The 19594-nt window shown below is 66.6% G+C and carries 20 protein-coding genes; 12 read left to right on the top strand and 8 right to left on the bottom strand.

Translation table 11 applies throughout. The features are described 5' to 3' along the window. The first annotated feature begins 18 nt into the window (after positions 1-18). From AC3WMU_RS28085 to pdxK, 7 genes are all read left to right on the top strand, one after another. A complete protein-coding gene (locus AC3WMU_RS28085) occupies positions 19-1713 on the top strand; it encodes a putative porin (RefSeq protein WP_006222016.1) in 1695 nt (564 codons plus the stop codon). A gap of 10 nt (positions 1714-1723) precedes the next feature. After that, positions 1724-2416 (top strand): DNA repair protein, encoded by a 693-nt coding sequence (locus AC3WMU_RS28080; protein WP_492283296.1) that lies wholly within the window; start codon positions 1724-1726, stop codon positions 2414-2416. Between the two features lie 44 nt (positions 2417-2460). Then, complete coding sequence (locus AC3WMU_RS28075; protein ID WP_492283295.1) at positions 2461-2958, top strand: YbjN domain-containing protein; 498 nt, start codon at positions 2461-2463, stop codon at positions 2956-2958. 73 nt (positions 2959-3031) lie between these two features. Next, positions 3032-4093: a peptidylprolyl isomerase gene (locus AC3WMU_RS28070; RefSeq protein ID WP_492283294.1), complete on the top strand. Its 1062-nt coding sequence runs from the start codon at positions 3032-3034 to the stop codon at positions 4091-4093. Continuing rightward, positions 4029-4526, top strand: a complete 498-nt coding sequence (locus tag AC3WMU_RS28065; protein WP_492283293.1) for an antitoxin Xre/MbcA/ParS toxin-binding domain-containing protein — start codon at positions 4029-4031, stop codon at positions 4524-4526. The genes AC3WMU_RS28070 and AC3WMU_RS28065 overlap by 65 nt, the downstream gene beginning before the upstream one ends. After that, positions 4523-5032: an RES family NAD+ phosphorylase gene (locus AC3WMU_RS28060; RefSeq protein ID WP_492283292.1), complete on the top strand. Its 510-nt coding sequence runs from the start codon at positions 4523-4525 to the stop codon at positions 5030-5032. Before AC3WMU_RS28065 ends, AC3WMU_RS28060 begins: the two co-directional genes overlap by 4 nt. A 77-nt stretch (positions 5033-5109) precedes the next feature. Continuing rightward, on the top strand, positions 5110-5973 hold the full coding sequence (pdxK, locus tag AC3WMU_RS28055) for a pyridoxine/pyridoxal/pyridoxamine kinase (protein WP_492283291.1): 864 nt from the start codon (positions 5110-5112) through the stop codon (positions 5971-5973). A gap of 28 nt (positions 5974-6001) precedes the next feature. Here the strand turns inward: pdxK and cynS are convergent, their stop codons facing one another. The 8 genes from cynS to amaB all read right to left on the bottom strand — a co-directional run bounded on the left by cynS (position 6002) and on the right by amaB (position 14973). Beyond that, positions 6002-6445, bottom strand: a complete 444-nt coding sequence (cynS, locus tag AC3WMU_RS28050) for a cyanase (RefSeq protein ID WP_006222009.1) — start codon at positions 6443-6445, stop codon at positions 6002-6004. Positions 6446-6456: 11 nt separating this feature from the next. After that, positions 6457-7251: an ABC transporter ATP-binding protein gene (locus AC3WMU_RS28045; protein ID WP_424624344.1), complete on the bottom strand. Its 795-nt coding sequence runs from the start codon at positions 7249-7251 to the stop codon at positions 6457-6459. Between the two features lie 4 nt (positions 7252-7255). After that, positions 7256-8098: a nitrate ABC transporter permease gene (ntrB, locus tag AC3WMU_RS28040; protein ID WP_006222007.1), complete on the bottom strand. Its 843-nt coding sequence runs from the start codon at positions 8096-8098 to the stop codon at positions 7256-7258. After that, positions 8098-9444 (bottom strand): CmpA/NrtA family ABC transporter substrate-binding protein, encoded by a 1347-nt coding sequence (locus AC3WMU_RS28035; protein ID WP_492283290.1) that lies wholly within the window; start codon positions 9442-9444, stop codon positions 8098-8100. Before AC3WMU_RS28035 ends, ntrB begins: the two co-directional genes overlap by 1 nt. A 135-nt stretch (positions 9445-9579) precedes the next feature. After that, positions 9580-10218, bottom strand: a complete 639-nt coding sequence (locus AC3WMU_RS28030) for a response regulator (protein ID WP_006222005.1) — start codon at positions 10216-10218, stop codon at positions 9580-9582. Between the two features lie 8 nt (positions 10219-10226). Then, positions 10227-11342: a sensor histidine kinase gene (locus AC3WMU_RS28025; RefSeq protein WP_280029420.1), complete on the bottom strand. Its 1116-nt coding sequence runs from the start codon at positions 11340-11342 to the stop codon at positions 10227-10229. 614 nt (positions 11343-11956) lie between these two features. Next, positions 11957-13249, bottom strand: a complete 1293-nt coding sequence (locus AC3WMU_RS28020; RefSeq protein WP_492283289.1) for a phospholipase A — start codon at positions 13247-13249, stop codon at positions 11957-11959. Positions 13250-13470: 221 nt separating this feature from the next. Continuing rightward, positions 13471-14973, bottom strand: coding sequence for an L-piperidine-6-carboxylate dehydrogenase (gene amaB / locus AC3WMU_RS28015; protein ID WP_492283288.1), 1503 nt, complete (start codon positions 14971-14973; stop codon positions 13471-13473). Positions 14974-15169: 196 nt separating this feature from the next. Between amaB and AC3WMU_RS28010 the strand changes: the two genes are divergently transcribed. The 5 genes from AC3WMU_RS28010 to AC3WMU_RS27990 all read left to right on the top strand — a co-directional run bounded on the left by AC3WMU_RS28010 (position 15170) and on the right by AC3WMU_RS27990 (position 19582). Then, a complete protein-coding gene (locus AC3WMU_RS28010; protein WP_006222001.1) occupies positions 15170-15919 on the top strand; it encodes an amino acid ABC transporter ATP-binding protein in 750 nt (249 codons plus the stop codon). A gap of 106 nt (positions 15920-16025) precedes the next feature. Then, positions 16026-16817 carry an ABC transporter substrate-binding protein gene (locus AC3WMU_RS28005; RefSeq protein ID WP_006222000.1) on the top strand — a complete coding sequence of 264 codons (792 nt, stop codon included), beginning with the start codon at positions 16026-16028 and terminating at the stop codon, positions 16815-16817. A 71-nt stretch (positions 16818-16888) separates the two neighbouring features. Further along, positions 16889-17581: an amino acid ABC transporter permease gene (locus AC3WMU_RS28000; protein WP_492283287.1), complete on the top strand. Its 693-nt coding sequence runs from the start codon at positions 16889-16891 to the stop codon at positions 17579-17581. Between the two features lie 2 nt (positions 17582-17583). Further along, positions 17584-18273, top strand: a complete 690-nt coding sequence (locus AC3WMU_RS27995; protein ID WP_006221998.1) for an amino acid ABC transporter permease — start codon at positions 17584-17586, stop codon at positions 18271-18273. Between the two features lie 16 nt (positions 18274-18289). After that, positions 18290-19582: an NAD(P)/FAD-dependent oxidoreductase gene (locus tag AC3WMU_RS27990; RefSeq protein ID WP_492283286.1), complete on the top strand. Its 1293-nt coding sequence runs from the start codon at positions 18290-18292 to the stop codon at positions 19580-19582. Positions 19583-19594 lie beyond the last annotated feature (12 nt).

The raw sequence follows: 19594 nt of genomic DNA, 5'->3' as shown, positions 1-19594 counted from the left end.
TCCCGGAGTGACTACAGAATGAAGTTCGAACTGAATCGGCTGGCGGCATCGCTGGCGCTGGCCGCGGCGAGCGCCGCCGCGCTGCCGGCCCATAGCGCCCCCGCGCCGTCCGAGAACGCCACCATCAACTTGATCCGCCTGCTGGTGCAGCAAGGCGTGCTCAAGCCCGAACAGGCCGACGCGCTGGTTGCGCAGGCCGAAGCCGAAGCCAAGACCGCGCGCCAGGCCACCCCCGACCGCGGCGCGGCCGTGGCCCAAGCCGGCGACGTGCGCGTGCCCTACATCCCGCAGACCGTGCGCGACCAGATCCGCGACGAGGTCAAGGCCGAAGTCATGGTGCAGGCCAAGGAAGAGAACTGGGCGCAGCCCAATACCTTCCCCGACTGGGTGTCGCGCATCACGGTGGAAGGCGACGTGCGCGTGCGCGATGAGTCGCGCTTCTACAACGGCGGCAACAGCAACGAAATCACCGATTTCGCCAAGCTCAATGCCAAGGGCCCGTACGACGTCAACCCCAACACCAACGGCGGTTACCCGCCGATGCTGAACACGCGCGAAGACCGCCGCAACCAACTGCGCATCCGTGCGCGCCTGGGTGTGCGCGCCGAACTCTCGGAAGCGTGGACGGCCGGCATCCGGCTGGCCACGGGCAGCGACGACAGCCCGGTGTCCACCTCCCAGACCTTGGGCGGCGGCATGGGCAAGAAGGACATCTGGCTGGACCAGGCCTACCTGACGTACCGCCCCGCCAAGTGGGCTACCGTCACGGGCGGGCGCATCGCCAACCCCTTCGAATCGACCGACACGCTTTTCTCCAACGACCTGAACTTCGACGGGGTCGCCGCCATCTTCAAGCACCCCCTGGAAGGCCGCGACGTGACCTTGTTCGGCACGCTGGGCGCATTCGCCACCGAATACGCGAACAACGGCTGGAACTCGTCGTCGCTGAGCGAGGGCAGCACCGAGAACAAATGGCTGCTGGGCGCGCAGGTCGGCGCCGACTGGAAGATCAACAACCAGAACAGCCTGCGCGGCGCGCTGGCCTACTACCACTTCGACAACATCGCGGGCAAGCGCTCCAGCTCCTGCTCGCCTTGGGCGGGCGATGAGAACTGCGACACCGACTGGTCGCGCCCGGCGTTCATGCAGAAGGGCAATACGCTCTTCCTGCTGCGCAACATCGCGCCCAATCCGCTCAACCCGGCCGACACGCCGCAGCCGCAGTACGTGGGCCTGGCGTCCAAGTTCGACTTGCTGGACCTGAACCTGCGTTGGGACACGCGCGTGTTCGACGGCCTGGGCTTGCGCTTGAACGGCAACTACATCCGCAACCTGGCCTACAGCAAGAGCAAGATGGCCAGCCGCTCGCAGGGCTACATCGTCAACAACTTCGGCGAGAACGGCGACATCGAAAGCGGCCCCAACGCCTGGATGCTGCAAGCCACGCTGGGCCGGTCGTATGACCTGAAGGAAAAGGGCGATTGGCTGGCCTTTGTTGGCTACAAGTACATCCAGCCGGATGCGCTGCCCGACGCGTTCAACGATTCGTCGTTCCACCAGGGCGGCACGAATGCGCGCGGCTACTACATCGGCGCGGGCTACGCCTTCGAGAAGAACGTCTACGGCGTCTTCCGCTGGATGAGCACCAAGGAGATCTACGGCGCGCCCTTGGCCATCGACACGATGCAGTTCGAAATCAACGCCAGGTTCTGAGGCCATGGACATGCACATCGTATGGGATGAAACCCGCCATTCGCCCGCGGCGGGGCGCGGCCGGCGGTTCGCCGCCGCCGTGGCCCTGTGCGCGGCCGGGCTGAGCCTGGCCGGCGGCGCGCAGGCCGAAAGCATGGAAGAGCGCCTGCGCGCCCAGTTGCGCAGCACCACGCAGCAGCTGCAGCAATTGCAAAGCGAGCAGGCGCAGGTCAATGCGGCGAAAGCCGCGGCCGAAGCGCAGCGCGACGCCGCGCAAAAGGAACTGGAGTCGCTGCGCGGGCAACTGGCCAAGAGCCGCGGGCAGGCCGAGAAGCTGGCCGAGCAGCAGGGCGCAGTGATGGAAAGCGCCCAGGCGCAAATCGCGGCCAGTCATGCGCAGTTGGGCAAGTTCAAGGGCGCGTACGACGAGCTCTTGACGCTGACGCGCGCCAAGGAAGCGGAACGCCAGACGCTGGCCCGCAACCTGGCGCAGCGCGACGAGGAGGTCAAGGTTTGCGTGGGCAAGAACCGCGACATGTACGAGGCGGGCAAGGAAATCCTCACCGCCTATGAACGCATCAGCACCGGCGACATCCTGGCGCTCAAGCAACCTTTCGCGGGCAAGGCGCGCGTCAAGTTCGAAGAGCAGGCGCAGGCGTATGGCGACAAGCTGTACGACGCGCAGGTGCCGCGGAGTCAAGCTGCTGCAACGTCCAACCCGTAGTCTGTCCTCCGATTGCCATTTTTCTTTATCCAGGAAATACCGAAATGACCGAAACCAGCCTGATTCTCGACGTGAACGCCGAACGCCTGCAGGCGCTGCTGCAATCCCTGGGCTACCGCGTGACCCTGTCCGAACAGAACGGCATGGTCCAGTTGCTGAGCGCCAGCCAGGGCGTGGGCTTTGCCGCCCGCCTGGGCAATCCGGCCCAGCAGGAAGGCCACTATCTGGACTACACGCTGAGCTGCGCGCTGCGCGTGCAAGGCGAGCTGCCGGCCGGCCTGACCGACCGCTGGAACGTGGAAAAGCGCTTCGCCCGCCTGTCGGTGCAGGGCGTGTTCCTGGTGCTGGAGCTGGACGTGATCGTGGCCGGCGGCGTGTCGGAGAACTATCTGCGCGCCACCACCGAACTGTGGGATCGCCTGCTGCAGGAATTCCTGCTGTTCCTGCGTGCCAATGCGTCGGCCCAGGACGTTGCTGACGCCCCCGCTGAAGCGCCGCAGGACGCCGAGGCCGATACGGCCGAAACGACGGTTGCCGCGTAACGCGCCCCCCGCAGCGCGCCGCCGGATGTATGCGCGTCCGGCGGCGCGTTGATGCCATACAGAGGTTTCCATCATGACCAAGTCCCTGAGCGCTTCCAACCGGCTGCGCCTGACTGCCGCGGTGCTGTTCATTGCCGTGCTGGCCGGCGCCATCGCGCTGATGCGTGGCAAAGACGCCCAAAGCAGCGAGGCCGCGCCGCCCAAGGCGGTGGTGTCCGCCACCCCGTCCGCAGTGGCGTCGGCCAGCGCACCTGCCGCCGCGCCCGTCAGCCGGCCGCCCGCGATCGCCACGCTGGGCGCGGTCCAGGTTGATCGCGACGAACTGCTGCGCCAATTGCAGGCGATGCCGCCGCAGGCGCGCGAGCAGTTGAAGGAAAACCGGACGGGCCTGGACCAATGGCTGCGCGCCCGCCTGGCCGAAAAGGCGTTGGTCGAGCAGGCGCGTGCGCAAGGTTGGCAGGACAAGCCAGAGCTCAAGCGCGCGTTCCAGGCGGCGCAGGAAAGGATCGTGCTGCAAAGCTATCTGGAATCGGTCAGCCGGGCGCCGGACGACTATCCGGGCCAGGCCGATCTGCAAGCCGCGTATGAGCGGGCCAAGCCGCAGTTGGCGGTGCCGGCGCAATACCGGGTCAGCCAGATCTTCCTGCCCGCCGCGCTGGGCGATGCCGACGCGGTCACTGCGGCACGCAAGCAGGCGCAGGACCTCGTCAAGCGGACCCAGGCGCCCAAGGCCGATTTCGCGGCGCTGGCGCAGAGCTACTCGCGCGATGACACGTCGCGCGCACAGGGCGGCGACATCGGTTTCGTGCCGTTGGCGCAGTTGATGCCCGAGATGCGACCGGTGATCGAGCAGATGAAAGAGGGCGAGGTGTCGGCGCCGGTGCAGTCGGCGGCAGGGTTTCACATCCTGAAGCTGTCAGCCTCGCGGCCGGCCAGCGTTACGCCGTTCGATCAGGTGAAAGAAGAGCTGCGCGCCGCGCTGCGCTCCCAACGTCAGGAACTGGCCGCGCGGGCCTATCTGGAGGGCTTGTTGAATGCCGGTACCGTCAGCATCGATGGCGCGGCCCTCAATGCCGCGTTTGAACAAACCGCGGCCGCCCCGGGGGCCAACCCGGCCGTCGCCCGCGCCCCGTGACGCGACGGCGCCGCAGCTTGCGCCGGCCATCGGCCGGCGGCTGGATGCCCGGCTGAAGCTGGCGCTGGGCGATGCCCAGCCGCCCGCCAGCCTGCAGTGCGCCGGCGCATTGCTGCAGGCGCTGCGGCAGACCTATCCCGATGATTTGGGGCGCTGGTTTCCGCTGGTGCCCGAACAGGCGCCGGTGCGCGCTCGCGACGTGTCACGCGAATTGGGGCTGGACTTGTCGGACTTGCGGGTGCTGTACCGGGCGTTGCGGGTGACCTGGCTGGCCGAACTGGTGTTTGGCGGCCGCGAGCAGGCGCGCCAGTGGCTGTGCAGCCCCAAGCGACGCCTGCTTGGGCGGGTGCCCTTGTCGCTATGCCAGCATGGGCGGCACGCCGGGATGATCGAACAATGGCTCGTCAATATCGATGAAGGAAACGGTCCATGATTGCGCTGTGGCGCTTGAGCAATAGCCAGGACCTGCAGCCGCGGGCCCGGCCGGCGGGCCGCTGGCATGGCGCCGGCGCGCCGGTGGTGGTGCTGGACGCGAACCCGGCAGCGGCCGTATTCGCGCGGCTGGCCTTGTCGGAAGTGGGGCATCCGCGGGCGTTGCCCAGCCACTATTTCCTGTTGGAGGTGATGGCGCCGGACCATGCCGTCAGCGATGCCGACCCGCCCCTGCACTGGGAGACCGACCTGCCCGGTACCCGGGCGGTGGGCGATGCCTGGCTGGCGCGGGGCGACACCTTGCTGCTGCGGGTGCCGTCGCCGGCGGGCGGCTTCCAATACCTGTTGAATGCCGCCCATCCGCAACTGGCGCAATGCCAGATCGTGTCGTCGGCGGCGTATCCCTATGCGCCGCATCTGGCGGGTATTGCGGACGCGGTGATGGATGGGGCGGGGTGGCTGGTGGCGGCGGGCCGAGAGGGCGGACGGGAAGGCGGACGGGACTAGGGCCGGTTATGGCCCTAGAATGAGGCACAGCCGGCGTTGCGCCGGCTGGCAACCCGTTCCCGTCAGGAGCCCGCCGTATGACCGCAATCTCCGCTGCCCCCGCGCCGGGCGCAGCGTTGCCCGCCTACACCGCGCAGGTGGACATCGTTTCCATCCAGTCCCAAGTCGTCTATGGCTACGTCGGCAACAACGCCGCCATGCCGATTTTCCGCCGCGCGGGCCTGCGGGCCATCGCGGTGCCCACCGTCATCTTGAGCAACACGCCGCATTACCCCACGCTGCATGGGGGCGCGGTGCCGCTGGATTGGTTCGAAGGCCTGTTGAAGGGGCTGGACGAGCGCAGCGTGACCAAGGTGGCGCGCGCCGTCGTCTGCGGCTACCTGGGCCAGCCGGGGCAAGCCGATTTGCTGGCGCGCTGGCTGCCGACGGTGCGCGCGGCGCGCCCGGACCTGCGCGTGCATATCGACCCTGTGATGGGCGACCGCAACGACGGCCTGTATGTGGACGCCGGCCTGGTCGCGCAATACCGCGATTTGCTGGTGCCGCTGGCCGACGGCATGACGCCGAACCACTTCGAACTGGAACTGCTGGTGGGCCGCCCCCTGGCGTCGGTCGATGACGTGGTGGAGGCCGCTCGTGAATTGATCGCGCAAGGGCCTGAATGGATCGTCGTGACCAGCGCTGCCCCGATGGCAGCCGCCCCCGGCACCTTGCAGCTGGCGGTGGTGACGCGGGACAAGGTCAGCGTGGTGACCCACCCCGAGATCGCCATCCCGCCGTCCGTGCATGGCACGGGCGACGTGTTCATGGCCAGCCTGACGGCCAGGTTGCTGACCGGGCAGGACCTGCCCGAAGCGGCGCGCGAGGCCGCCGCCCAGGTGACGGCAACGCTGGAGCGCACGCGCGAACTGGCCTGGGAAGAGCTGGCGGTGGAAGACTAGGGCCCGGCCCCGGAAGGGGCCTCTGCCATCAGTACGTCTTGTACGGCAGGAACTTGCCGCTCATCACGATCTGCACGCGGTCGCCCTTGGGGTCGGCCTCGCGCGACAGGTCCATCTTGAAGTCGATGGCGCTCATGATGCCGTCGCCGAACTCTTCATTGATCAGCGCCTTGAACGTGGTGCCGTAGACGCTGATCAGTTCATAGAAGCGGTAGATCAGCGGATCCGTCGGCACCGACGTCGGCAGGGACCCCTTGTAGGGCACCACTTGCAGTTGCACCACGGCATCGGCGGGCAGGTCCAGCACGCGCGCGGCGGCCAGGGCCTGTTCCTCGGTCAGCGTCATCTGGCCCAGCAGCGCGGCCGTGGTCCATTCCTTGCTCTGGCCGACGGCTTCGGCGATGGCGGTCCACGTCAGCTTCTTTTCCAGCTTGCGGGTGACGATCAGTTCGGTGACTTCAGCGCGGGACATCATGATGGGATTCACTCCTTGTGGGATGCCTTGTCGACTAGGAAGTCGACGAGATGGTTGCGGATTTCGTAGTAGCGGGGCTCGTGGTGCAGGCTGGCCCGGGTCCGGTCGCGCGGCAGGTCCACGCTGACGGATTCGGCGATGCGGGCATAGGGGCCCGCGCTCATCAGCAGGATGCGGTCCGACAGCAGGATCGCTTCGTCCACGTCGTGCGTGATCATGAATACGGTCTGGCGGGTTTCCTGGACAATGCCGCGCAGCTCATCCTGGATGGTGCCGCGGGTCAGCGCGTCCAGCGCGCCGAAGGGCTCATCCAGCAGCAGCATCTTAGGCTGGATCGCAAAGGCGCGGGCAATGCCCACGCGCTGCTTCATGCCGCCCGACAGCTCGCAGGGCTTCTTGCCAGCGGCTTGCGCCAGGCCCACCATGTCCAGATAGCGCAGGCTGTGTTCGCGCACCTGTTCGCGGTCGTAGGCCGGCCAGCGCGACCGCACGCCGAATTCCACGTTTTGCAGCGCGGTCAGCCACGGCAGCAGCGCGTGCGCCTGGAACACCACGCCGCGTTCCAGCGAGGGCCCGGCGATCTGGCGGCCGTCCATGATGACGATGCCCTCGTTGGTGTCGTCGATACCGGCCAGCACATTCAGGATGGTCGTCTTGCCGCAGCCGGAATGGCCGATCACGCAGACGAACTGGCCCTGTTCGATCGTGAAATCGATGTTCTCGAAGACGGGCGGCTGGGGCTGCCCGTTGCGTCCCGGGTAGCGTTTTCCCAGTCCTTGTACTTGCAGGAAAGCTTGGCTCATGGCGTCATTCCCGATAGCTGACCAGCCGCGCGGCGCGCGCCAGCAGGGTATCCAGCAGCATGCCGATCAGGCCGATGAAGAAGATGGCGCAGATGATGTTCGCGATAGACAGGTTGTTCCATTCGTTCCAGACGAAGTAGCCGATGCCGGTGCCGCCGATCAGCATTTCGGCGGCCACGATGACCAGCCAGGCGATGCCCACCGAAATGCGCATGCCGGTCATGATGGTGGGCGCGGCGGCGGGCAGGATCACCTGCAGGGCGGTGCGCAGGCGCGACACCTCCAGCGTGCGCGCCACGTTCAGCCAGTCCTGCCGCACGGCGCCCACGCCGAAGGCGGTGTTCACCAGCATGGGCCACAGCGAGCAGATGAAGATGACGAAGATGGCGGACGTGTCGGCGTCCTTGATGGTGTAGAGCGCCAGCGGCATCCACGCCAGCGGCGAGATCGGCTTGAGCACCTGGATGAACGGGTCGAAGGCGCGGTAGACGGTCTTGGACATGCCGATCAGGAATCCCAGCGGGATGGCCGCGAGCGCCGCCAGGCCAAAGCCCGTCAACACGCGCGCCACCGAATAGGCCAGTTGTACGCCGATGCCCTTGTCGTTGGGGCCGCGGTCGTAGAACGGATCTTTCAGGTGCTGCCACAGTTGCGCGCCGACGTCGGCGGGGCCGGGGAAGGGTGTCTTCGACCCGCTGGCCGCGGCATTGCCGACCAGCGCGGCGTAGGCCGGGTCCACCGTCGCGCCCCCCGTGTCGGGGCGTGTGGCAACGTGCCACAGCAGCAGAAAAGCCAGGAACAGGGCGACGGAAAGGAACGTCGCCCGCCAGTGTTGCACGGACCGCATCAGGTCCTCCGGATCTTGAAGCCGGCCAGATAGGCCTCGGGTTGGGCGGGGTCGAAGGGCTTGCCCATGACGCTGAAGGTCTTGGCCGTTTCGGCGGGCGGGGTCAGGCCGGCTTCGCGCATCAGGCGCACGGCGTCGGTTGCCAGGAAGACCTCGCTGGCCACCTTCTGGTAGTCCACGTCGCCCTTGATCTGGCCCCAGCGCTTCATCTGCGTGAGGATCCACACGGCGAAAGACTGCCAGGGCATGGGATCGAAGTCGATGCGGTTGGGATCGGTCAGCACCTTGCCCAGCCCGTCAGCGTAAGTGCCGGTCAACACCTGCTCCACCACGGTCACCGGCTGGTTCAGGTAGTTGGGCGCCGCGATGGCGGTGGCGATTTCCTTGCGGTGCGCCGGGTTGCGGGCGTAGGCGGTGGCTTCGATGATGGCCTTCAGCAATGCCTGGTAGGTATTGGGCATCGTCGTCACGAATTCCCTGCTGGCCGAGAAGGCGCAGCAGGGATGGCCGTCCCAGATCGCCTTGGACAGCGTGTGGATGAAGCCCACGCCGTCATAGACCGCGCGCTGGTTGACGGGGTCGGGCGCCAGGAAGCCGTCGATGTTGTTGGCGCGCAGGTTGGCCACCATTTCGGGCGGCGGCACGGAACGGATCTGCACGTCGGTGTCGGGGTCCAGTCCGTGTTCGGCCAGGTAGTAGCGCAACAGGTAGTTGTGCATGGAATAGTCGAACGGCACGGCGAACTTGAAGCCTTTCCAGTCCTTCGGATCGCGCCGGTCCTTGTGCTTCATCGACAAGGTGATGGCCTGGCCGTTGATGTTCTCGACCGCAGGCATCGTCCACGGCACGGCGCGGCTGGCGCCCACGCCCATCGAGATCGCCAGCGGCATCGGCGACAGCATGTGCGCGGCGTCGTATTCGCCCGACATGGCCTTGTCGCGGATCAGCGCCCAGCCGGCCGTCTTCACCACTTCCACATCCAGCCCCTGCTTGGCGTAGAAGCCCATGGGGTGCGCCATGATGATGGGCGTGGCGCAGGTGATGGGAATGAAACCGACTTTCAGCTTCTGCTTTTCCAGCGGGCCGGCGGATTGCGCGAAGGCCTCGCGGGCGGCAGCCAGCGGGAAGATCGACGCGATGGCCGCCATTGCCGTGCTGCTGCCCACCGCGCGCAGGAAGCGGCGGCGCAGCGCATCCTGCGGGAAAAGGGCGCGCATCACCGCCTGTTCGACGGCGGTATCCGTGGCGGATTGCCGGGCGGCTTCGTGTTCAGCCTGCGAGGCGTGGCGGCCGCAACCGCAGGCAAGGCGGGTGTCGGCGTCGAACGGATTGCTGAATAGGGACATGGGATGGCTCCGGCCAGACTGGGTTGGAGCCATCATGGGGCCGGCCGCGCAGGGCCGGTATCCCGGGTTCGACGATATGCGTGTAGTGCCTTTACTACGCGGTGCGGGCCGTGCGCCGTGCTGGTGCGCGGGCGGCTACGGCGCACCCAGCTGGTGCGTGTTGGCGTAGGCCACCAGCTCCACCAGCGTGCGCACGCCGAGTTTTTCGAAGATGCGGCTGCGGTAGGTGGAAATGGTGTTGACCGACAGCGCCAGCTGTTCGCCGATGGCCGATACCGAACGGCCAGCCACCAGCAGTTGCAATACCTGGAATTCGCGGTTGGACAGCAGCTCGTGCGGCAGGCGTGAGCTGTCCTGGCGGACGGTCTGGGCCAGCAGTTCGGCCACGGCGGGGGTGACGTACATCTTGCCGGCGGCGGCGTTGACCAGGGCGGCCAGCAGTTCGTCGGGGTCGCAGCCTTTGTTCAGATAGGCGTGGGCGCCGGTACGCAGCGCGCGCACGGCGAACTGCGTCTCGGGGTAGACGGACAGCATCACGACGCCCAGCGCGGGGTAGTCGGCGCGCACGGTCTTCAGCACGTCCAGGCCGTCGCGTTCACCCAGCGCCACGTCCAGCACCATGGCGTCGTAGCGGGCCTGGCGCAGGGCGCGCAGGGCGGACGGCGCGTCGGCGGCTTCGTGCACGAGGGCGACGCGCGGATCCTCTTCCAGGATGCGGGCCAGGCCGCGGCGGATGATCAGGTGGTCATCGACGATAAGCAGGTTCAGGGCCATATTGCGTGTCAGGGGGGGTTAAGGCGCAGGCGGGCGCGCATGCCGGCGCCAGGCGCGCTGTCCAGCGCGAGGTCGCCGCCGATGCCGCGGGCGCGTTCACGCATGCCGAGGATGCCGAAGGTGCGAGGCGTTTCGGGCAGCTGCATGCCGATGCCGTCGTCTTCCACGGTCAGCAGCAGGCCGTCTTCGCTCCAGGCGGCGCTGACGCTGACGCTGCGGGCGCGGGCATGACGCTGCACGTTGGTCAGCAGTTCCTGGACGATGCGGTAGACGGCGATTTCGGCGTTGCGGTCCAGGCGCCGGCGTTCAGTGTCGGGCGGGCACAGGTAGCGGCATTGCAGGCCCGTGCGGGCCTGCAGATCCTGCAGCAGCGTTTCCAGCGCGGCCCACAGGCCCAGGTGGTCCAGGACGACGGGGCGCAGGTCGCTGAGGATGCGGCGGGTGGCGCCCATCGCGGTCTGGGTGACTTCCAGCATGCGATCGACGTGGGTCTGCAGCGCGGGCGTGGCGCCCAGTTGGCGGCGCAGCCAGTTCAGGTCCAGCTGCAGGGCGGTGAATGACGCGCCCAAGTCGTCGTGGATGTTGCGGGCGATGTGGGCGCGCTCTTCTTCGCGCAGGCTGGACAGGTGTGACGACAGGCGGCGTAGCGAGTCGTGGGCGTCGCTGAGCTCAGCGGTGCGTTCGCCGACGCGGCGTTCCAGTTCGCGTTCGATGCGCTTGCGGTCGGTGATGTCGGAGAAGGTGACGACGGCGCCGACGACTTCCTGGTCGTTGAGGATGGGGTAGGAGGCGTATTGCGCATCGAAGCAGGACCCGTCGCGTCGCCAGAGCACTTCGTCATCGACGCGTTCGCCGCGGCCTTCGCGGAACGCCCGGAAGATGCGGCAGTCGTGGACGGGCATCAGGGCGCGGTTGGCGTGGGAGTGATGGATCAGGTAGTGCATGTTGCGGCCAACGACTTCATCGGGGGTGTAGCCGAGCATGGCGGCGCCGGGACCGTTGATGAAGATGCAGCGGCCGCGCAGGTCGATGCCGTAGATGCCTTCGCCGGCGGATTCCAGCAGCAGTTCCAATTGCCGGCGCCAGGCGGCGTGGTGCGAGAGGTGGTTCAGGTCGGCGAACATGGCTGTTTGTCTTTCCCGGGGGTGATGCCCCGGCCCCTTGCGAGTTTTTTCGCGTGCTTTTTTTGGGGGAGTTTACGCTTACGTTCGCTGCGTGGTGTGTGTTTGCTGGCTGGTTGTGGGTGTTGGTTCTGTTGACGCCCGGGGTGGCGGCGGCCTGGGGGGCGCGGGTCAACGATTGCGGTCCGGAGCCTTCGCTCCGGACTGCCCCGTCGTCATCCTCGTTGCCGCCTACGGCGGCTGCCTTCGGATTCCCTCGGGCTTATCGACTCCCCGCACCCCCCAGGCCGCCGCCACCCCGGGCTCTGACAGTTCATGCCTGACGTCAGCGGGGGAGGTTGGGGTGCTTGGCGTCTTGTTGGGGCCTCAGCGCAAGTTCGGAAGATCTTGCAGGGCCGCCCATCGCCTGCCGCGCGGGCGGCGGGCGATGGGCATTTGGGGGGGAAGGTGGACGGATGCTGAACGCGTCTGGAGGAGGGGTGATCGGACTGGGCGCCCTGAATGGGGCGTCGCCGCATTGGTGGATATGACGAAACCCGTAGGATGGGTGGAGCGCGGGATGTTCATCACGCGCAACCCATTGCGGATCGCGCGTAACCCATCACCCCGCGCCTGCCTTACGGCACCAACGACAACCCAATCCGGAACTGCGATTCGTTGCGCTGGTTGTATCCAAGCAGCGTTTCGCCGTAGCCGTTGAAGTACTGCAGGTGCAAATACCCGTTCATGTTCAACCACGTACGCTGCAGCGGCCATGCGAAGTCCAGCTGGGTCGTGCGGCGTTTCTGGTCGCCCTGGCGGTACATCGCCGACACGACGGCGCCGTTGTCTTGCGCCCAGCGCAACTGCCAGTCGACGCGGCCGGCGTAGTCGGCGTAGTCGCGGTTTTCGTCGGCGACGGCGAAGTAGGCTTTGACCTTGGGGGCGAAGGTCAGGGTGCTGCCGCCGTCGAAGCGGTAGTGGAAGCGTGGCTCGATGTAGCCGTCGTTGACCGAACGGGAGTCTTCGCCGTCCTTGCCGTTGGAGTTGTGTTCGACGCCGGTGTTCATGCCGAAGCGCCAGTTCTGGTTGGCGGACTGCCAGATGTTGTCCGACAGCCAGAAGGCGCTGGGGTTGAAGGTGGTGTCGATGAAGGGCATGGAGTCGCCCTGCAGGTCCCACAGCGAGGTCTGGGTGTAGGCCAGGTAGAAGTTCTCGCCCCACGTCGCCGGGCGGTCGCCGCTGGGGCTGAAGAGGCGGTACTTGGCGCTGATCTGGAAGCGGGCGGTGGTTTGGCCGCGGGTGCCGATGTCGAAGTAGACGGGCTTGTATTCCGAGATCGAGCTGCGGAACCGGTCGAACGCCGTTTGTTGCGCGACGGTGGGGACCACCGCGGCGCTGGGCGCGGGGCCGCCTTCGGGCGAGGCGCCGACGGCGGTGACGGCGGCAGGCGGCACGGGTTGGCCGCTGCGGGCATCCACCACGGGGCCTTGCGCGGGCGTGCTGGCCAGCGTGCCGCTGTCGCGGCCGGTGGCGTCCAGCGCCATCATGGAGGGTTGGCCTTCGATGGAGACAGCTTGCAGGCCGCGCGCGGTGCTGGGCACGACGGCGGTCCACGCCATGCGCGCGAAATTGTTGACCGGCACGCTATAGCTGGCGCGGTCGCCGGCCAGTTTGGCCAGGCTACGCACGATCTGGCCGTCCTGGCTGCGCCATTGCAGCACGAGCTCTGGCGGCGCTTCCCAGTTGGCGCGCGTGCTGCCTTCATTGAAGTACACCGCTTCGATGGTGACGGTCTCGCCAGGGGCGGCGGATGGGCGGTCCAGGCGGTACGACACGCCGGCGGCGGCTGAGCCTGCGGCGCCCAGGGCGACGATGGCCGTCAGGGTGCGCAGGGGGAATGAGGGGGCGGTGAGACGTCGAGGGGACATGGGCGCAATGTGTTTTTCTTGTGACGAGGCAATGTAGCATCGCGCGCCGAAACTGTTTGTAAGGCAGGCTTATCGGATGTAGAGGGTGTAATAAACGGGCGGTAATCAGAAGGTGCCGCTATGGCATGCGGCGCGGGCATGGCGCCATCCGCCGCGCATGCAACAAGGCCCCGCGCATTGTCGACAATGCGCGGGGCCTTGTATTTCAAGCCTTGCGGGGCTTATTCGCCGAACTTGATGCCCTGCGCCAGCGGCAGGTTGCGCGAATAGTTGATGGTGTTGGTCGCACGGCGCATGTAGTTGCGCCAGGCGTCGGAACCCGATTCGCGGCCGCCGCCCGTCTCTTTTTCGCCACCGAAGGCGCCGCCGATTTCCGCGCCCGAGGTGCCGATGTTGACGTTGGCGATGCCGCAGTCCGAACCCGATGCCGACAGGAAGGTCTCGGCTTCGCGCAGGTCATTGGTGAAGATGGCCGACGACAGGCCTTGCGGCACGCCGTTCTGCAGCGCTAGCGCATCGGCGAATTCCTTGTAGCGCATCACGTACAGGATGGGCGCGAAGGTCTCGTGGCAGACGACGTCGGTCTGGCCGGGCATTTCGGCGATGGCCGGGCGCACGTACCAGGCGTTGGGGTATTCGTCGGCCAGTACGCGTTCGCCGCCAGTGACCTTGCCGCCTTGCTCGCGCGCGGCCTTCAAGGCGTCTTGCATGGCGTCGAACGACACGCGGTCGATCAGCGGGCCGACCAGGTTGCCGCTGTCCAGCGGGTTGCCGATGGGGGCGCTGGCGTAGGCCTTGTGCAGGCGTTGGACCAGTGCGTCGGCGACGCTTTCGTGCACGATCAGACGGCGCGTGGTGGTGCAGCGTTGGCCGGCCGTGCCGATGGCGCCGAAGACGATGCCGCGCGCGGCCATGTCCAGGTCGGCGGTGGGGCCGACGATGATGGCGTTGTTGCCGCCCAGTTCCAGCAGCACGCGGCCGAAGCGTTGCGCCACGCGCGGGCCCACCTGGCGGCCCATGCGGGTCGAACCCGTGGCCGAGACCAGCGCCACCGTGTGCGAATCCACCAGCGCTTCGCCGACTTCACGGCCGCCGATCAGCACTTCGGACAGGCCGGCGGGCGCGTCGCCGAAACGATGCATCGCCTGGGCGAAGAGCGCCTGGCAGGCCAGGGCGGTCAGCGGGGTCTTTTCCGACGGCTTCCACACCACGGCATTGCCGCAGACGATGGCCAGTGCGGCGTTCCAGGACCACACGGCCACGGGGAAGTTGAAGGCGCTGATGACGCCGATGACGCCCAGCGGGTGCCACGTTTCCATCATGCGGTGGCCGGGGCGCTCGGACGCGATGGTCAGGCCATACAGCTGGCGCGACAGGCCAACGGCGAAGTCGCAGATGTCGATCATTTCCTGCACTTCGCCTTCGCCTTCCGCCACGATCTTGCCGGCTTCCAGGCTGACCAGTCGGCCCAGCGCGGTCTTGTTCTCGCGCAGCGTTTCGCCTAGCAGGCGGATCAGTTCCCCCCGGCGCGGCGCCGGCACGTCGCGCCAGGCCAGGCTGGCCTGACGCGCACGGGTGATGGCCGAATGGGCTTGCGCCACCGTGTGTTCGTGCACTTGGGCCAGTTCGGCGCCGTCGATCGGGCTGCGTGCGGTCAGCGTGCCGCCGGTAAGCGCGGCCGCGTTCAGGCCGAGCGCGCGCAGGATGTCTTGGGGGGTGTCCATGCCGGTTCCTTGGATTGCCAGCGAAGCCCATGTCTTCGCTTAAGGGTTATGCCTAAGTGGCGATTCTGGAAAAAAATTTACTATACGAAACTCCAGCGAGAATTGCGAAACTTTTTTTTCTTAACCGGCTTAGGCGCCGCTTCTCTCGGGAGGCCGCCCCGGGACCGGTTTGGAAAACCTCTTTCGGGGTGCATCAGTGGCAGACGCTTTACTTGATGTCCAAGCAGTCACCAAGACCTTCCAGCGCGACGGCCAGCCGCCGCATCGGGCGCTGGACGGCGTCGATTGCCAGCTGAACCGGGGCGAAGTCATGGTGGTGGTCGGGCCTTCCGGCTCCGGCAAAAGCACCTTGCTGCGCACGCTGAACGGTCTGGAAAGCATCGACAGCGGCACCATCCGCGTGGACGGCGTGTCGCTGACAGACCCCGCCACCGACGTCAATCGGTGGCGCACCGAGGTCGGCATGGTGTTCCAGCACTTCAACCTGTTCCAACACCGTACTGCGCTGGACAACGTTGCGCTACCCCAGCGCGTGGTCCGCGGGCGCAGCCGCGCCGACGCCGAACGCTACGCCCGCGACCTGCTGGGCCGTGTCGGCATGGGGGATTACGGCGAGCGCTATCCCAGCCAATTGTCCGGCGGCCAGCAGCAGCGCGTGGCGATTGCCCGCGCGCTGGCCATGGACCCCAAATTGATGCTGTTCGACGAAGCAACGTCCGCGCTCGACCCTGAAACCGTGGGCGGCATCCTGGAACTGATGCGCGGCCTGGCGCGCGACGGCATGACGATGGCCGTCGTGACGCACGAAATGGGCTTCGCGCGCGACGTCGGCGACCGGGCGCTCTTCATGGATGCGGGCCGCATCGTGGAAATGGGCACGCCCGACGAGGTGTTCTGTCATCCGAAAGAGCCGCGCACGCGCGCCTTCCTGGAAAAGATTTTGTAGTCCAAGCAAGCCGGTCCGGCTAAATCCGGGCGCTGCCGGCCTTGCGGCAACACCACATGCTTTGCCCGGAATGACAAGGTTTCATCCACCTCTAGGGGATATTGAAATGCTGAAAATCAAACAATGGCTGGGCGTGGCCAGCGTCGCCCTGGCGGCCGCCACCGTGGCGCTGCCGGCGCAAGCCGATGAACTGGGCGACATCATCAAGCGGGGCGAACTGCGCGTGGCGGTGCAGACCTCGGGGCCGCTGATGAGCTTCATGGACAAGACGGGCAATCGCACGGGCCTGGCGGTGGAAGTCGCCAAGCGCATGGCCGACGACCTGGGCGTGAAGCTGGTTCTGCAAGACTATGAATGGAAGGGCCTGTTGCCCGCGCTGCTGTCCGGCAAGGCCGACATGGTGGCGGCCGACATGACGCCCACGCCGCAGCGCGCGGCCCAGGTGCTGTTCTCGGCGCCGATGTTCTATGCCGAGACCGTGGCCGTCGTGCCCAAGGATTCCCCATACAAGTCGTACGAGGAACTGGACAAGGCGGGCGTGAACGTCGGCGTGCTGGGTGCCAGCACCTACGCCGAAGTGGGCAAGAAGATGTTGCCCAAGGCCACCATGAAAGAGTTCTCGGGCGGCAGCGCCCCGGTCGGCCAAGCCCTGTCCAGCGGCCGCCTGGACGCCGGCATCATGTCCATGTCCACCGCCAACCAGTTCCTGGTCGACTTCGGCAACCTGCGCGTGCTGGACGGCGTGATGGTGCGCGAACCGCTGGCCTTTGCCGTCGGCCCCAACGCTTTCCGCCTGAAGTTCTGGCTGGACAACTGGCAAACGCTGAAGACCGCGGACAACACGCTGCCCGAGCAGGTGAAGTACTGGTACTCCACCGACTGGAAGAAAGACCATTAATCACTTTGGCCTGCGCAAGGCTTCTTAGTGTCAACAGGCTCTAGCACCGCTACGGGGAGACCGGACCGCCCATGGACTGGCTGATCGATTACTACAACTGGCGCATCGTCAGCCAGTACACGGGCCAATTCGCCACCGGCCTGGCCAACACGCTGATCGCCGCGGGCGCAAGCCTTGTGCTGTCGGTGTTGGCCGGTGTGCCGCTGGCGCTTCTGCACATGTCGTCCAAAGCGGCCATCTGGCGCCCCGTGGCGGCCTACGTGCAATTCATCCGGTCTACCCCGTTGCTGGTGCAGATCTACCTGGTCTATTACGCCGTGCCCATGCTTATCCCGGGCGCCAACGGCTGGAGCGAGATGGTGCTGGGCATCCTGGCGATGACCCTGCACCACGCCGCCTACATGAGCGAAATCATCCGCGTGGGCATCGAGTCGGTGCCGCGCGGCCAGATAGAAGGCGCCAAGGCCTGCGGCATGAACTATCAGCAGCGGCTGCGCTACGTGGTGTTGCCGCAGGCCTTCGTCAATACGCTGCCGCCCTTGCTGGGCCAGACCGCCGTGCTGATCAAGGACACCTCGCTGCTGTCGCTGATCACCGTGTTCGAACTGGTGGCAGCCGGCGTGCAGATGAACAGCGACCGCATCGTGCCCAACGAAAGCTTCCTGACCATCGCCGCGGGCTATTTGCTGATCTACGGCGTCATGCTGTTGTTGTCCCGAGGCGTGAGCCTCTGGCTGGCGGGTCCGGCCTGGAACGCGAGGTAAGCATGCTGGATTCCTATCTTTCCACCGCCGGCGTCGTGCTGCCTTTCTTGCTGAAAGGCTTCTGGGAGACGCTGAAGATCTCGTTCGTGGCCATCATCGCGGGCTCGCTGTTGGGCTTCGTGATCGGCGTGATCCGCAGCTACCGCATCCGCGGCATCCACCAGTTACTGGGCCTGTACATCCATATCCTGCGCGGCACGCCGTTCCTCGTGCAGCTCTATATCTTCTACTTCGTGCTGCCCAGTTCCGGCATCGAACTGCTGCATTGGGATTCCGGTACCGCGGCCTTCGTGTCGCTGTCCGTGTACACGTCCTGCTATGTGGCGGAAATCGTCATGGGCGCCATCCAGTCCGTGCCGCGGGGCCAGACCGAAGGCGCCATGACCCTGGGCCTGCGTCCTCTGCAGATCCTGCGGCTGGTCATCCTGCCGCAGGCCATGCGCCTGATCGTGCAGCCCATGAGCGGCGTCTACGTCATGCTGATCAAAAGCACCGCCATCCTGTCGGTGGTCGGCATCACGGAACTGACCCGGCAAGGCGAGGTGTTCATCATCACGTTCCCGGCTAAATCGCTGTTCATCTACGGCATGATCGCCGCCATCTATTTCATCTACTGCTACCCGTTGCTGCGCCTGGCCAACTGGCTGGAAAAGCGCCTGACGGGTGGTTTGCAGGGCGCAAGCCTGCACTGACACGGACACCACCGGCATGGCCTCCGAGTACATCGACACCTATTACAAGCGCACGCTGTCAGACAGCGCGACCTGCTATCCGCCGCTGGCGGGTGCCTGCAACACGGACGTCTGCGTGGTCGGCGCCGGCCTGGCCGGGCTGTCCACCGCGCTGGAACTGGCCCGCCGCGGGCGCAACGTCACCTTGCTGGAAGGCAAGCGCGTCGCGTGGGGCGCGTCGGGCCGCAACGGCGGATCGGTCTCGCCGGCGTTCTCCGCCGGCGCCGACGCCATCAAAAAGCACGTCAGCGAAGACCACTATCGGCAGCTGTACCGGCTGTCCGTGGAAGGCGTGGAGATCATCCGCGACAATATCCGCAGCCTGGCCATCGCCGACGCGCACAAGGTCGACGGGCGCCTGCGTGTGGTGCGCTATGAAGCGACCGATGCGCTGAACCAGTGGTGCGATGCCCAGCGCCGCGACTTCGGCCGCGACGTGCGCTTCCTGACGCGCAGCCAGGTGCGCGAGCGCCTGGTGTCGGACGTCTACCACCAGGGGGTCGAAGACCCCGCCTCGTTCCATTTCCATCCGTTGAACTACGCGCGCGCGCTGGCCCGCGAATGCGCCCGGCTGGGCGTGCGCATCCATGAAGATTCCCCGGTCATCGGCGCCGCCCTGAACGGCGCGGTCAAACACCTGCAGACCGAGCGCGGGCAGGTCGACGCCCGCACCGTCGTGCTGGCCACCGGTGGCTACACCGGTGACGTCGTGCCGGCCCTGCGCCGGGCGATGCTGCCCATCGCTACCTACATCATGTTGACCGAACCCCTGGGCGATCGGGTACGGGAAGCCATCCGCAGCACCGCGGCCATCGGCGACGACCGGCGCGCCGGCAACTATTACAGAGTGCTGGATGGCGGGCGCATCGGCTGGGGCAGTAGAATCACCACCCGTGTCGACGACCCGCCCGATCTGGCCGAGTCCCTGCGCCGCGAATTGCTGTCCGTCTACCCCCAATTGCAGGGGCTGCGCGTCGAGACCGCATGGTCGGGGCGCATGGCCTACGCCCGGCACCTGATGCCGCAGATCGGCCTGTTGGCGCCGGACGTGTGGTATTGCACGGCGTTCGGCGGCCACGGCATGAACACCACGTCGATCGGCGGGCGCGTCGTGGCCGAGGGGATCACGGGCGACACCCAGCGCTACAAGCTGTTCGAACCCTTCGGACTGGCATGGAACGGGGGCAGCCTGGGCACGGCAGCGGTTCAACTGACCTATTGGTCTTACCAGGCGCGCGACTGGTGGCGGGAGCGCACAACGCGGGCATGACAAGGTACACAG

This window comes from Achromobacter sp. FW305-C-13 (genome assembly GCF_058783475.1).
Note: the sequence above shows the minus strand (reverse complement) of the source record. Positions and strands in the feature narration are given on the sequence as shown.

Bases quoted from the DNA above. Each gene is read 5' to 3' on its own strand.
- AC3WMU_RS28085 (WP_006222016.1), top strand. From the start codon at position 19: ATGAAGTTCGAACTGAATCGGCTGGCGGCATCGCTGGCGCTGGCCGCG.
- pdxK (WP_492283291.1), top strand. From the start codon at position 5,110: ATGACCGCAATCTCCGCTGCCCCCGCGCCGGGCGCAGCGTTGCCCGCC.
- AC3WMU_RS27990 (WP_492283286.1), top strand. From the start codon at position 18,290: ATGGCCTCCGAGTACATCGACACCTATTACAAGCGCACGCTGTCAGAC.
- AC3WMU_RS27995 (WP_006221998.1), top strand. From the start codon at position 17,584: ATGCTGGATTCCTATCTTTCCACCGCCGGCGTCGTGCTGCCTTTCTTG.
- AC3WMU_RS28005 (WP_006222000.1), top strand. From the start codon at position 16,026: ATGCTGAAAATCAAACAATGGCTGGGCGTGGCCAGCGTCGCCCTGGCG.
- amaB (WP_492283288.1), bottom strand. From the start codon at position 14,973: ATGGACACCCCCCAAGACATCCTGCGCGCGCTCGGCCTGAACGCGGCC.
- AC3WMU_RS28000 (WP_492283287.1), top strand. From the start codon at position 16,889: ATGGACTGGCTGATCGATTACTACAACTGGCGCATCGTCAGCCAGTAC.
- AC3WMU_RS28070 (WP_492283294.1), top strand. From the start codon at position 3,032: ATGACCAAGTCCCTGAGCGCTTCCAACCGGCTGCGCCTGACTGCCGCG.
- AC3WMU_RS28080 (WP_492283296.1), top strand. From the start codon at position 1,724: ATGCACATCGTATGGGATGAAACCCGCCATTCGCCCGCGGCGGGGCGC.
- cynS (WP_006222009.1), bottom strand. From the start codon at position 6,445: ATGTCCCGCGCTGAAGTCACCGAACTGATCGTCACCCGCAAGCTGGAA.
- ntrB (WP_006222007.1), bottom strand. From the start codon at position 8,098: ATGCGGTCCGTGCAACACTGGCGGGCGACGTTCCTTTCCGTCGCCCTG.
- AC3WMU_RS28075 (WP_492283295.1), top strand. From the start codon at position 2,461: ATGACCGAAACCAGCCTGATTCTCGACGTGAACGCCGAACGCCTGCAG.
- AC3WMU_RS28020 (WP_492283289.1), bottom strand. From the start codon at position 13,249: ATGTCCCCTCGACGTCTCACCGCCCCCTCATTCCCCCTGCGCACCCTG.
- AC3WMU_RS28065 (WP_492283293.1), top strand. From the start codon at position 4,029: ATGCCGCGTTTGAACAAACCGCGGCCGCCCCGGGGGCCAACCCGGCCG.
- AC3WMU_RS28060 (WP_492283292.1), top strand. From the start codon at position 4,523: ATGATTGCGCTGTGGCGCTTGAGCAATAGCCAGGACCTGCAGCCGCGG.
- AC3WMU_RS28030 (WP_006222005.1), bottom strand. From the start codon at position 10,218: ATGGCCCTGAACCTGCTTATCGTCGATGACCACCTGATCATCCGCCGC.
- AC3WMU_RS28035 (WP_492283290.1), bottom strand. From the start codon at position 9,444: ATGTCCCTATTCAGCAATCCGTTCGACGCCGACACCCGCCTTGCCTGC.
- AC3WMU_RS28025 (WP_280029420.1), bottom strand. From the start codon at position 11,342: ATGTTCGCCGACCTGAACCACCTCTCGCACCACGCCGCCTGGCGCCGG.
- AC3WMU_RS28045 (WP_424624344.1), bottom strand. From the start codon at position 7,251: ATGAGCCAAGCTTTCCTGCAAGTACAAGGACTGGGAAAACGCTACCCG.